We start from the raw sequence: 12,163 nt of genomic DNA, 5'->3' as shown, positions 1-12,163 counted from the left end.
GTATTTGTCCGAACTCTATGAAGAAAAAGAGGAAAGCCTGTTCGAGGCACCCCCGATGGGCGAACAGGAGCGCATGGTCGAGGCCATTCTCTTTGCCACGACCGAGCCCATCACCGTGCGCGAGCTTGAGGCGCGGCTGCCGCATGGTTGCGATCCTGCCGAGGCACTGGTGCATCTGCGCAAACGCTACGAGGGGCGCGGCGTGACGGTGACGCGCGTGGGCGACGCCTGGGCGATCCGGACTGCCTCTGACCTTGGGTTCCTGATGCAAAAGGAAACCGTCGAGACCCGCAAGCTGAGCCGTGCGGCGATCGAGACGCTGGCAATCATCGCCTATCACCAGCCCGTCACCCGCGCCGAGATCGAGGAAATTCGCGGTGTCAGCGTCAGCCGGGGCACGGTGGATCAGCTGCTGGAACTGGAATGGGTCCGTTTCGGCCGGCGCAAGATGACGCCGGGGCGGCCTGTGACCTTTGTGGTGACACAGGATTTCCTCGATCACTTCGGTCTGGAAAGCGCGCGCGATCTGCCGGGGCTGAAAGAATTGCGTGCCGCCGGTCTGCTGGAAAACCGCCCGCCGCCGGGGGGCGACGTGCCGCGCGACGAGGACGAGGACGAAAGTGCCGATGGTCAGAGCGAACTTTTTGAAGACTGAGGCCAATCAGACCTGAAAACCGCCGCATTCACTGCTATATAAGAGGGAAATCAGCAGGAGAGACGGCGATGAACGTCAACCAGATACTCAACATGGTCATCAAACTGGTCATGCGCAAAGCGATCAACTCGGGCATCAATGCAGGCATCAAGGGTGCCAGCAAGATGGGCAACCGGCGCAAGCAATCGAAGGGCGAGGTTGACGATTACGGCCAGCCCATCGGCCATGAGGGCCGCCCGCAGCCGGGCAACAAGATGTCGCAGGAGCAGGTGCGTCAGACGCGCAAGGCGGCGCGTGTGGCCAATCGCATCGGCAAGATGTGATTTCTCAGGGCGCCCTGAAGTGTTTCGACAATTTGAGGCCCTGACCCTGATAGTTTGACGCGATGCCCGCGCCGTAAAGCTGCGTGGGCACTTCGGCCATTTTCTCATAGACCAGACGGCCCACGATCTGCGCGTGTTCCAGCACGAAGGGGGCCTCGTGGCAGCGGACCTCGAGCACGCCGCGCGATCCGGCACCGCCTGCCGCGTCGTGGCCAAAGCCGGGGTCGAAGAAGCCCGCGTAATGCACGCGAAATTCGCCCACCATCGCCAGATAGGGGGCCATTTCGGCGGCGCAATCGGGCGGAATGTGCACGGCTTCGCGGCTGACCAGAATATAGAACGCGCCGGGGTCCAGGATGATCTGGCTATTGGCGCTGTGTACCTCTTCCCAGTATTCTGCAGGGTCGTAGTGGTCGAGCTTGTCCAGATCAATCACGCCGGTGTGCGGCTTGGCGCGGTAGCCGACCAGGGTGCCTGTGGCAGGCCTTAGATCGACGGAAAAGCCCAAGCCGTCGTCGATGACCGCATCGCCGTCGACCAGCACCTGATCGGCGTGCAGGGCGCGCAGGGCGGCATCGTCGAGCACAGCCTGGCCGTCGCGGAACCGGATCTGGTTCAGGCGCATGCCCGGACGCACCAGCACGGAAAACGAACGTGGGCAGATTTCGGCATAAAGTGGGCCGGTGTAGCCGGGGGCGATGCGGTCGAATTCGGTGCCGCCATCGGTGATCAGCCGCGTCAGCAGGTCGAGACGCCCCGTAGAGGATTTGGCGTTGGCCACGGCCTGAATGCCGTCGGGCAGGGCCAGTGATTCCATCAGCGGGACGACATAGACCGCGCCCTTTTCCAGAACAGCGCCGTTCGACAGATCGACGCGGTGCATCTCGAATTCGCTCAGCCGGTCCTCGACCCGTGCGCCGTGTCCCGCGAGGAACGAGGCGCGCACGCGGTAGGCGACGGTGCCGAGACGCAGATCGAGGCTGGCGGGCTGGATCTGGGCGGGGATGATCGCGGGATCGCCGGACAGGGCTCCGCTTTCGATCATCGCCTCGATCAGTTGGTTGGGAATCACGCCGGTCATATATTCGCCCCTTAGATGCACAAACCGCCCGAACCCCATGCGGGGCCGGGCGGTGTGTTGTTGGTCGGGCTAGCAGGACTCGAACCTGCGACCTTCCGTCCCCCAGACGGACGCGCTACCAGGCTGCGCCATAGCCCGACTTGACGGGGTTCATACCCGATTTGACGGGTGCTGCAAGGGTAAATTGGCAAGTCTGTTATTCTTTGCTGCGCGACCCGTGCCCGGAGACCATCTGATCGCGCAAAGCGGTCAGTTGCGCGAGCAACGGGCGCAGCGCATTTTGCTGGTCTGGCGCGATCCGCCTGACGCGGGCGAGGGCGGCGAGGGTGCCCGGCACAACTTCGATCTGGTCCTCGGGCAGCGGATCGGGCGCGTCGATCACGCGCGGCTTTGGCGGGGGCGCGCTTTCGGTGGGGGTGTCGGCTGGCGTTTCGGTCGCCATGCGGGACGTGCTGAGGAATGTGGGCACGGCGTTTGGGTCCGCGTCTTGGGGGGCTGACGCGGGGTCCAGGTCGGGTGCCGTGTCGTTCGCGGTGTCTGAGGACTGATCTGTGGGAGCGGCTTCTGCGGTTTCTTCGGTGATGTCTTCGATTGTGTCTTCCGGGGTCGCTTCGATGATGGCCTCGGCTGATGAGTCCATCGGTTCCGCTGGATCGGCGGGGGCTTCCGGCGTGTCATCCTGCGCTGCGTCAGTTGGCATCAGGTCAGCTGGCATCACGTCAGCTTGCGCCTCGTCTGCCTGTTCTACATCAGTCTGTTTCTCGACAGCCTCTGCGACCGCATCGGCTTGGGCATCCGTCTGCGCAGTGTCTTCCCGCTCGGCAATCTCGTCCGGTGCAACGGGCGGAGGGGCCGCGGCGGGGGGCTCGCTCTGGGGTGCTTGGGTCTCTTGCCCGGAGGGTGCGGGTTCTGGCTCAGGTTCAGCCTCTGACACAGCCTCGGCCTCGCTCTGCGGGTCAGAGGCCTGCAGGTCCGCGGCCTCGTCCGGTGTGACCGGCGGCGGTGTGGCGGCAGGCACCTCGACCTCTTGGTCGGGGGCTTCCTCCATCTCGGCGGCAGGCTCGGTCGGCATCTCGGTGGTAGGCGCTACGGGCGACACTTCGGGCGGTGCCACGGGCATGGGCGTCGGCCCGAGGTCCGCAGGCTCGTGGTCCAGTTCTTCCGGCTCCGGCGTGGTATTTGGCCCGTCCGCAACCGGAGGCTCGGCCTCCACAGGCGGCTTGGGCGGGGCAGGCGGTGTGACGGGCGGGAACTCGACCACTTCGCCCGCAATGGGTTCTGGCAGGGGTGGCGGCGGGTCGGCGAACTGTGCGTCGGGCAACGTGGCCGCGACTGCGTCGATAGCATCCAGCGTCTCATCGTCCAGCGGCATCGACAGGTCCGAGACATAGGCCATGCCCTGTTCGCGCAGGATCTTCTGCACGCCCTTGATCGTCAGCCCATCGTCATGCAACAGCTTGCGGATGCCGCCCAGCAACAGCATGTCGGCGGGGCGGTAGTAGCGTCTGCCGCCCGCCCGTTTGACCGGTTTGACCTGCGAGAACTTGCTTTCCCAGAACCGCAGCACATGCGCCTGAACGCCCAGCCAATCGGCCACTTCCGAAATGGTGCGGAACGCGTCAGGAGACTTTGGCATGGGTTTACGACTTGTTGCCGGAGGCGACGCGGTCTTTCATCAGATGCGATGGACGAAACGTCAGCACGCGGCGCGGGTTGATCGGAACCTCTTCGCCGGTCTTGGGGTTGCGGCCCACGCGGGCCGATTTGCTGCGCACCGAGAAGGTGCCGAAGGACGAAATCTTGACCTGTTCGCCGTCGACCAGCGCGTCGGACATATGTTCCAGAACGCTTTCGACCAGTTGGGCGCTTTCGTTGCGCGAAAGGCCCACCTCGCGGAAAACGGCCTCGCTCAGGTCCATCCGCGTCAATGTCTTGTCAGCCATGTCGTCCCCCTCGTTTTGACCAACCATAGGGGTCTTGGAATTTCCGAGTCAATATCAATGGCTTGCCACGCGTGGGCCGACGGCGAAAATTTGCAAGGTTTTGCGGCGTTTACCAGCGCAGAACCACGGCACCCCATGCCAGGCCGCCGCCAATTGCTTCGGTCACCAGAAGGTCACCCTGCCTGATCTGGCCACGCGCCTTGCCCACCGACAGCGCCAGCGGGATCGACGCCGCCGAGGTGTTGCCGTGGTCCTGAACGGTCACGACGACGCGGTCCATCGAGATGTTCATCTTTTTCGCGGTGCCCTGGATGATGCGGATGTTGGCCTGATGCGGCACGATCCAGTCGACATCTTCGGCCGTCACTCCGGCGCGGTCCATCGCGGTTTGCGCGGTCGCGGCCAGCTTTTCGACGGCGTGGCGGAAAACCTGATTGCCCTGCATCCGCAGATAGCCGGTGGTTCCGGTGCTTGACCCGCCATCGACATAGAGCAGATCCTTGTGGCGTCCGTCCGAGTTCAGGTCGGTCGCGAGGATACCACGGTCGGCGGGGGTGCCCTGACCTTCCTGACCCTCGAGCAGCAGCGCGCCTGCACCGTCCCCGAAGAGCACGCAGGTGCCCCTATCGGTCCAGTCCATGATGCGGCTGAAGGTTTCCGCACCGATGACCAGCACGCGTTTGGCCTGGCCCGAGGCGATGAGTGCATTGGCGTTGGCCAGCGCATAGACGAAACCGGCGCAAACCGCCTGCACGTCGAAGGCAAAGCCGCGCGTCATGCCCAAGCCCGCCTGCACCATGGTGGCAGAGGAGGGAAAGGTCAGATCGGCGGTGGAGGTGGCCACGATGATCGCATCGACGTCTTCCGCAGCACAGCCCGCATCGGCCAGCGCCGCCTGCGCTGCGGCCACGGCCATCGAGGACGTGGTGTCGTCGGGGCCCGCAAAATGGCGGCGTTCGATGCCCGAGCGCGCCCTGATCCATTCGTCAGAGGTGTCCAGCGTCTTTTCGAACTCGGCGTTCGGCACGACCCGTTCGGGCAGGTAGTGCCCGACACCTGTGACCACGGCTCTGAGGGTCATGCGCTGTCTCCTTCGTCTTTCTGGTCTTCCTGCGGCAGCACCGCGGCCACGCGCGCGGCGAGCTTGGTGTTGAACTGCGATTGCGACAGTTGCGCCGCCAGCGTGATCGCAGCCGCAACGCCCAAAGCATCGGCGGACCCGTGGGATTTTACAACCGTGCCGTTCAGACCCAGAAAAACGCCGCCGTTCTTGCCGCGCGGGTCGATCCGCTTTTGCAGACGGCGCAACGATGTCAGCGCCAGCAGCGAGGCGACACGCGACAGGATAGTGTATTTGAACGCTTCTTTCAGCAGATCGCCGATCAGCTTGGCCGTGCCTTCGCCGGTCTTGATCGCGACGTTGCCGGTAAAGCCGTCGGTCACGATCACATCGGCGATGTCGCCCTGGATGTCACCACCCTCCACGAAGCCCACGTAATCGAAATCGGCATTGCCGTGATAGTCGCGGATCAGCTCGTTCGCGTCTTTCAGCTCTTGCCGACCCTTGTGATCTTCGGTGCCGACGTTCAGCAGGCCGACGCGGGGGCGGGTGAGGTTCATGCCGTTGCGCGCATAGGATGCACCCATCAGCGCATAGCGCAGCAGATCGTCGGCGTCGGCGCGAATGTCCGCGCCCACGTCCAGCATCACGTTGAACCCCTGCGGATTGCGCGAGGGCCACAGCACCGCAATCGCAGGCCGGTTGACGCCGGGCAGCTTGCGCAGCCGGATCATCGACAGCGCCATCAGCGCGCCGGTGTTGCCACAGCTTACCGCCACGTCGGCACGCCCGTCGCGCACCGATTCGATGGCCGACCACATCGACGTGTCCTTGCCGTGGCGGACCACCTGACTGGGCTTGTCATCCATCGTCACCACGCCCTTGGCGTCGATGATGGTGCAGCGGTCTTGCAGATTGCGACGCTTGGCGACCAGCTCGGTCAGCGTCTCGGCAGGGCCGTGCAGGATGAAGCGCGTGTCGCGGTCCTTCTTGGCGAACAGGGCAAGCCCGGCAACAACGGCTGCCGGGCCCTGATCGCCACCCATGGCATCAACAGACAGAATTGTGGATTTGGCCGCTGAGCTCTTCTGGTCTTTGGAGACCGTCATAATGCGTGCCTGTTCCCGTATGTCTGAATTCAGGCCGCGTCTTCGTCCAGGTCGATGTCGTCGGTCAGGGCAATAATCTCGTTATCGTCATAGTGACCGCAGGACGCGCAAATGTGGTGCGGGCGTTTCAGCTCGCCACAGTTGGGGCATTCGTTGGGGTTCGCTGCCGTCAGCGAGTCGTGCGCGCGGCGGTTGTTGCGACGCGATTTCGATACTTTGTTCTGTTGAACAGCCATGTGCTCGGCCTTTTTGTCTGTGCGGCCCTGCGCAGTGCAGGGGGTGTCGGTTACGTTGGTGCATGCAGCGTTTGGCAGCGTTTAGAATGCGGCGCAGCCCATGTCCAACCCTAATTTCCAAGAGGGCGGCAAAATACTGCGAATTGAGGTGCGCGCAAGCCGATTCTTCAAAGCGGTCACACGGCCCTTTCAGACCGCATCATTCTTCGGCGTCGTCCGTACCGCCATCCAGCTGATCGCGCAAGGCGGCAAGGCCCGCAAAGGGGCGCGCATCTTCGTCGGTCATCGGTTTTACGCCGTCTTTCGTGAAATTGGTCTGGTCCAGTTCGGCGTCGGGCGCGCGCGGATACAGCGGCAGGTTCAGGCTGAGCGCCTCGACCATGACCGCGCCGGGGTCGATCCATGCGCCCAGCGGCTCCGTGCGCTCGTCCTCGTCCATCTCGACTTCGACTTCACCCTCGGGTGTCACGAAATTATGCTGGAAAATCCGCTCGACGGGCGCGTCGATGCGCGTGGTCACAGGCTCAAGGCTGACGACGCAGGGCTGCACCACGGTCGCGCCGATCTTGGCCGTAAGCCGCCAGTCGGCGCGGCCCAACGCCTCGATCTGCCCCTCGAAGCGCAGTTTTCGCAGGCCGAGCAACCCCAGTTCTGCCGCGATGTCCCGCATCTGCGGCGCGTCGGGCAACAGCGCAAAGGGCTTGGGCGCGTTCTGCGGAAGGCTGGACACGCGCAAGGCGGTGGTGGATGGTGGCGTGGCGGACATATAAGGGCGGTGCTTTCGTTTCTTGAACCGGAGCCGTTCATTTAGTAAGCCAGAGCCAAAGCCGCAACCGCAAGGCCAAAGATGGTCAAAGAAGGGCAGACAATGGGAACACGTTCCACACTTCGGATCGCAGGGATCGGCCTGCTGTGCCTGACCTTGGGCGCTTGCGCTGCGAGTTATCGCAATCACGGATACATCCCCCCTGAAGACCAGCTGGATCAGATCGTGGTGGGCGTCGACACCCGCGCCAGCGTCGAAGACACCGTGGGCCCCCCCGGCATCACCGGCGTCGTGAACGGTGGCGGCTATTACTATGTGCGCAGCCGGGTGCGGTCCTTCGGGTTCCGCGCCCCCGACGAGGTGGAACGTCAGGTACTGGCCATCAGCTTTGACAACGCGGGCGTGGTGAGCAACATCGAAAGCTTCGGTCTGCAAGACGGGCAGGTGGTGCCGTTGACGCGCCGCGTGACGGAAAGCGCCGTGTCCAACAAATCGTTCCTGCGGCAATTGCTGGGCAACATTGGCCGGATCGGTCCGACCGGGCTGGGCGGCTGAGGCATGTCCCGCCGCCACGGAGCGTGGAGGCCTGGATGATCTCGTTTGAGCGGGGACGCTATTCGGTCAGTGCCGGAACCGGCGCCGAAGCGGTGGCCGAGGCGCAGGCGCTGCGCGCAGTCTGCTTTGGCAGGGCACGCGATGTCGACGACTTCGACGCAGCCTGCACTCATATCCTGATCCACGAAACCGCGTCAGGCAGGCTGGTCGCCTGCTTTCGCATGTTGCCGCTGTCAGGCGCCGAGATTGCACAGAGCTATTCGGCGCAGTTCTACAATCTGGATGCGCTCGCGCGGTTTGCCGGCAAGATGGTCGAGATGGGCCGGTTCTGCGTCGACCCGGCGGTGACAGACCCGGATGTGCTGCGCGTCGCATGGGGGGCAATGACTGCCTATGTGGACCGCGAAGAGATTGAGTTGCTGTTCGGCTGCTCGTCCTTTGCGGGCACGGATGCAGGTGCCTATCTCGATGCCTTTGCACTGCTGAGGGATCGGCACCTGGCACCGCCGCGCTGGCGTCCGGGGGTGAAGGCCGCGGATGTGTTCCGCTTTGCCGACGAGGTCGCCCGCAAGCCCGATCCGAAAAGGGCAATGCAGCACATGCCGCCGCTTTTGAAGACCTATCTGCTGATGGGCGGCTGGGTCAGTGACCACGCCGTGATCGACCGCGACATGAACACGCTGCATGTATTTACCGGCGTCGAAATCGGTGCGATCCCGCCCGCGCGCAAGAAATTGCTGCGCTCGGTGGCGGGATAGGGCCGGTGTAACGCCCGCAGGCCATATATTTTACGGCGCCACGCGCGCAGCCCGTTGACCGCGACACGGCGCGGATATAGCTGGCAGCCATGGCACGTATACCCCTTTTGCAACTGAATGAAATTTCTCTGACCTTCGGAGGCGATCCGGTGTTCGAGAACCTGTCGATGATCGTCCAGCCGGGCGACCGCGTCGCCTTGGTCGGGCGCAACGGCTCGGGCAAATCGACGCTGATGAAGGTCGCGGGCGGCCTGATCGAGCCTGACAAGGGCGAAGTCACCGCAGGCCCCGGCGTGACCGTGGGCTACATGGAGCAGGACCCGGATCTGTCGGGCTATGCCACCTTGGGCGATTTTGCCTCCGCCAACTTGGACGAGGGCGAGCTTTACAAGGTCGAGCGCGCGGGCGAAGGCCTGAAGTTCGACCCGGCACGTCCCGTGGAGACCGCATCGGGCGGAGAGCGTCGCCGCGCGGCACTGGCCCGGCTGATGGCCGAAGAGCCGGAACTGATGCTGCTGGACGAGCCGACCAACCATCTGGACATCGAGGCGATCGGCTGGCTGGAAAACGAGCTGAAACAGACCCGCGCCGGGTTCATGATCATCAGCCACGACCGCGCATTCCTGCGCGCGCTGACAAAGGCGACCATGTGGATCGACCGCGGCGTCGTGCGCCGTCAGGAAAAGGGCTTTGGCCACTTCGAGGAATGGCGCGACAAGGTCTGGGAAGACGAGGACAGCCAGCGCCACAAGCTGAACCGCAAGATCAAGGCCGAAGCCCGCTGGGCCGTCGAAGGCATCAGCGCGCGCCGCAAGCGCAACCAGGGCCGCGTGCGCGCACTGGGCGAATTGCGCGCCGAACGTGCGGCCCAGATCGGGCGACAGGGTGCGGCCGCGATGGCACTGGACTCGGGCCCCAAATCCGGCCGCAAGGTGATCGAAGCGGAAGGCATTACAAAGGTTTACGGCGAGAAGGTGATCCTTAATCCCTTCGACATTACCGTGATGCGCGGCGACCGGATCGCGCTGGTTGGGCCGAACGGCGTGGGCAAGACCACGCTGCTGAACATGCTGATCGGCAAGGAAACGCCGGACAGCGGCACGATCAAGCTGGGCACCAACCTCGAGATCGCGCTGTTCGACCAGGCGCGCGCGCAGCTGGACCCCGACATGAGCCTGTGGGATTCGCTGACCGGCGATCCCGATATGCGTGTCAGCGGCAAGGCCGATCAGGTCATGGTGCGCGGCATGCCCAAACACGTGATCGGCTATCTCAAGGAGTTCCTCTTTGACGAAGCACAGGCGCGCGCGCCGGTGCGGTCGCTGTCGGGCGGGGAGCGGGCGCGGCTGCTCTTGGCCAAGATCATGGCCAAGCCCAGCAACATGCTGGTGCTCGACGAACCGACCAACGATCTGGACGTCGAAACGCTGGATCTTTTGCAGGACCTCTTGGGCCAATACGACGGCACCGTCCTGCTGGTCAGCCACGACCGTGATTTCCTCGACCGTGTGGCGGTGACCACGATCGCGCTCGAGGGCAAGGGCAAGGCGACTGTCTATGCCGGCGGCTGGTCCGATTACATGGCACAGCGCGATCAGGATGATTTCGCGGAAAGTGTCGTGAAATCAAAGCAGTCTGCGGCGCGGGATGGGTCTCCGCAGGCGTCGGCGAAATCCGGTCTCAGCTTTACCGAAAAGCACCGTCTTGAGGTTCTGCCGCAGGAAATCGCGCGGATCGAGGCCGAGATTGCCAAGCTCGAAGAGCTGATGAGCGACCCCGAGCTGTTCACCCGCGAACCGGTGAAGTTTCAGAAAGCCACCGATGCGCTGGTCGCACGGCATGAAAAGCTGCAGGAAGCCGAAGAAGAGTGGCTGGTGCTGGAAGAAAAAGCCGGGGCTTAGCGCGATCTTGCCGGGTTTCCGGTGACCGTCGCACCCGCCGCCACGTCGCGGGTGACCACGCTGCCTGCGCCGATGATTGCTGCATTTCCGATGGTGACACCGGGCAGGATCAGCGCGCCTGCACCGATCCAGACATCCGCGCCAATGGTGACGGGCAGGGCACGCTCGATTCCCGAGCGGCGTTTCATGGCGTCGCGGTGGTGGTCGGCGCACAGGATCTGGCTGTGCGGTCCGATCATGGTGTTGTCGCCGATGTGCACGGGAGCGCTGTCCAGGATGACGCAGCCCGCGTTAATATAGACGTATGACCCAAGCGTGATGTTGCAGCCGTAGGAGCAGTGGAATTGTCCTTCGATCAGGCAGTCTGCGCCATGGGCCGCGAACAGCGCCCTGAGCGGCGCGCTCAAGGGGCGGCGTTGCGCGGGCGGCAGGTGGTTGTGGGCGTGGCAGGCATCGAGGGCCGCGATGCGAAGGGCCTCTAGCGTGTCGTCAAGACAGGTGTACCACGCGCCCGCCATCATCTTTTCATATTCAGTTTGCATGGGCTCATCTGGCGGGCATGGCCGGTGCCCGTCAAGAGCTGTCAAGGGCGATCAAGGGCCAAGCGCCATGGCGGTGCGATCCAATCGTGCCAACCCGCGCAACGGAGCGAGCGGCTCCCAGTGCAGCCAGGTGCCGCCCAGCGGCATGACATCGGCCCCCGTGCCCAGTTTGAAGCGGGCCAGACCGGGATTGGATACGGTGTCCAGCAGCCCCAGATCAAGCCAGCGGTGGCCCTGTTCCGCGCACCAGCGCATCGCCGTCCACATCAGCAGCGTGTGCGCCGACGCTGCGCGCCCTGTGTCGGTCGTATGGCCAACGTGATAGGTGGCGGTGTCGCCGTGGCGCAGGATCAGGATCGCGGCGACGGGGGCTTTGCCCAGAAACGCCTCGAACAGCATTGCCGCGCAAGGGGCGGTTGCGGCAAAGGCGCGCGTCAGCGGCACGGGCCAGGTGCGATAGCCGCGCGTGCGCTGCTGTCTTGCATCCGCGCGCAGCAGCCAGTGATCGGCGCTCGCCGGCAGGGCCCTGTACACCACGCGCAGGCCTGATTTCTCGCCATGTTTCAGACGGTTGCGCCATTTGCCATGCAAGGCCTTGCGTAGCGCGTCCCTGTCGTGATGCAGCCGGACAACCGCCTGATGTGCCGGGCTGATCAGGGGCAGCGCGCCATGCACAGACAGGTCCATCGGGGCGTCCGGCGACAGGATCAGCGGCCCGCAGGTCACCTCGCGCGCCAGCGCCAGCGTGGCCGCCGCATCGTCAATCCGCGCGCGCGGCAGCATCGCGATGGGCACGCCGCACACGCGCCGACGCAACATCAGCGTGCCGCAGTCCAGCCGCAGGGGGGCCTGCCCGCAGGTGCGCAATGCCGCCTCGAATCCCGCGCTTTGCATCAGCGGGGTCGGCGCAAATTCAGGGCTGAAATCGAACATGCAGCCATTAACCACACCGAAAGCTAAGGTGTGATGAATGGCCCCATGAAAAATGCAATTTACGGAATCACCATCCCGGCACCGCGCATGACACGCACCGCGGCCATCGTTCTGGCCGCGGGTCTTTCAATTCCGACGTATATCGTCCTGACCGTGGCGGAGGTGCTTGTGTTCTAAGGTCTGTGGACATTCAGGATTCCCATTTTGCCTGATTTCTGATTCAAACTTCCAAAATGGAGGTTTGAATGAACGAGGAGCGGTTTGTGGTGTCGGACATCTTGTGGCAGCGGCTTGAACCGCA

14 protein-coding genes and 1 tRNA gene are annotated in these 12,163 nt (G+C 63.9%); 5 read left to right on the top strand and 10 right to left on the bottom strand.

All coding sequences use genetic code 11. From position 1 onward, the window contains the following. Nucleotides 1-55: 55 nt before the first annotated feature. Together scpB and NTA49_RS03165 are read left to right on the top strand one after the other, a co-directional pair. Complete coding sequence (gene scpB / locus NTA49_RS03170; protein ID WP_408637131.1) at nucleotides 56-655, top strand: SMC-Scp complex subunit ScpB; 600 nt, start codon at nucleotides 56-58, stop codon at nucleotides 653-655. Between the two features lie 68 nt (nucleotides 656-723). Next, complete coding sequence (locus NTA49_RS03165) at nucleotides 724-978, top strand: hypothetical protein (protein WP_258293207.1); 255 nt, start codon at nucleotides 724-726, stop codon at nucleotides 976-978. 4 nt (nucleotides 979-982) lie between these two features. On the opposite strand, the gene NTA49_RS03160 is transcribed toward NTA49_RS03165, so the two are convergent. The 8 genes from NTA49_RS03160 to NTA49_RS03125 all read right to left on the bottom strand — a co-directional run bounded on the left by NTA49_RS03160 (nucleotide 983) and on the right by NTA49_RS03125 (nucleotide 7,173). Further along, the gene (locus NTA49_RS03160) at nucleotides 983-2,059 is read right to left on the bottom strand and encodes a 2'-deoxycytidine 5'-triphosphate deaminase (RefSeq protein ID WP_258293206.1); all 1,077 of its coding nucleotides are present in this window, start codon (nucleotides 2,057-2,059) and stop codon (nucleotides 983-985) included. A 61-nt stretch (nucleotides 2,060-2,120) separates the two neighbouring features. Further along, nucleotides 2,121-2,197, bottom strand: a tRNA-Pro gene (locus NTA49_RS03155). A 58-nt stretch (nucleotides 2,198-2,255) separates the two neighbouring features. Further along, nucleotides 2,256-3,695 carry a MerR family transcriptional regulator gene (locus NTA49_RS03150; protein WP_258293205.1) on the bottom strand — a complete coding sequence of 480 codons (1,440 nt, stop codon included), beginning with the start codon at nucleotides 3,693-3,695 and terminating at the stop codon, nucleotides 2,256-2,258. Nucleotides 3,696-3,699: 4 nt separating this feature from the next. Next, nucleotides 3,700-4,002 carry an integration host factor subunit alpha gene (gene ihfA / locus NTA49_RS03145; protein ID WP_089422185.1) on the bottom strand — a complete coding sequence of 101 codons (303 nt, stop codon included), beginning with the start codon at nucleotides 4,000-4,002 and terminating at the stop codon, nucleotides 3,700-3,702. A 109-nt stretch (nucleotides 4,003-4,111) separates the two neighbouring features. Beyond that, entirely contained in the window at nucleotides 4,112-5,083 is a 972-nt protein-coding gene (locus NTA49_RS03140) for a beta-ketoacyl-ACP synthase III (protein ID WP_258293204.1), read from the bottom strand. Further along, nucleotides 5,080-6,171 carry a phosphate acyltransferase PlsX gene (gene plsX, locus NTA49_RS03135; protein WP_258293203.1) on the bottom strand — a complete coding sequence of 364 codons (1,092 nt, stop codon included), beginning with the start codon at nucleotides 6,169-6,171 and terminating at the stop codon, nucleotides 5,080-5,082. The genes NTA49_RS03140 and plsX overlap by 4 nt, the downstream gene beginning before the upstream one ends. A gap of 29 nt (nucleotides 6,172-6,200) precedes the next feature. Next, nucleotides 6,201-6,407: a 50S ribosomal protein L32 gene (gene rpmF, locus NTA49_RS03130; RefSeq protein WP_258293202.1), complete on the bottom strand. Its 207-nt coding sequence runs from the start codon at nucleotides 6,405-6,407 to the stop codon at nucleotides 6,201-6,203. Nucleotides 6,408-6,606: 199 nt separating this feature from the next. Continuing rightward, complete coding sequence (locus NTA49_RS03125) at nucleotides 6,607-7,173, bottom strand: YceD family protein (protein ID WP_261368118.1); 567 nt, start codon at nucleotides 7,171-7,173, stop codon at nucleotides 6,607-6,609. Nucleotides 7,174-7,275: 102 nt separating this feature from the next. Here NTA49_RS03125 and NTA49_RS03120 point away from each other — a divergent pair, with 102 nt between their 5' ends. The 3 genes from NTA49_RS03120 to NTA49_RS03110 all read left to right on the top strand — a co-directional run bounded on the left by NTA49_RS03120 (nucleotide 7,276) and on the right by NTA49_RS03110 (nucleotide 10,387). Continuing rightward, complete coding sequence (locus NTA49_RS03120) at nucleotides 7,276-7,728, top strand: outer membrane protein assembly factor BamE (protein ID WP_258293200.1); 453 nt, start codon at nucleotides 7,276-7,278, stop codon at nucleotides 7,726-7,728. A 35-nt stretch (nucleotides 7,729-7,763) separates the two neighbouring features. Further along, nucleotides 7,764-8,486, top strand: a complete 723-nt coding sequence (locus tag NTA49_RS03115) for a GNAT family N-acetyltransferase (protein WP_258293199.1) — start codon at nucleotides 7,764-7,766, stop codon at nucleotides 8,484-8,486. An 89-nt stretch (nucleotides 8,487-8,575) separates the two neighbouring features. Beyond that, nucleotides 8,576-10,387, top strand: coding sequence for an ABC-F family ATP-binding cassette domain-containing protein (locus tag NTA49_RS03110; protein WP_258293198.1), 1,812 nt, complete (start codon nucleotides 8,576-8,578; stop codon nucleotides 10,385-10,387). Here the strand turns inward: NTA49_RS03110 and NTA49_RS17170 are convergent. Together NTA49_RS17170 and NTA49_RS03095 are read right to left on the bottom strand one after the other, a co-directional pair. Continuing rightward, the gene (locus NTA49_RS17170; RefSeq protein WP_261368117.1) at nucleotides 10,384-10,929 is read right to left on the bottom strand and encodes a sugar O-acetyltransferase; all 546 of its coding nucleotides are present in this window, start codon (nucleotides 10,927-10,929) and stop codon (nucleotides 10,384-10,386) included. The two genes, NTA49_RS03110 and NTA49_RS17170, sit on opposite strands and share 4 nt — an antisense overlap. Nucleotides 10,930-10,980: 51 nt before the next feature. After that, nucleotides 10,981-11,862, bottom strand: coding sequence for a GNAT family N-acetyltransferase (locus tag NTA49_RS03095; protein WP_258293197.1), 882 nt, complete (start codon nucleotides 11,860-11,862; stop codon nucleotides 10,981-10,983). Between the last annotated feature and the right edge of the window lie 301 nt (nucleotides 11,863-12,163).

The organism is Pseudosulfitobacter koreensis (assembly GCF_024733015.1).
GTDB classification, from domain to species: domain Bacteria; phylum Pseudomonadota; class Alphaproteobacteria; order Rhodobacterales; family Rhodobacteraceae; genus Pseudosulfitobacter; species Pseudosulfitobacter koreensis.
The sequence above is the reverse complement of the archived record's forward strand: the minus strand, read 5'-3'. Positions and strand labels throughout refer to the sequence as shown.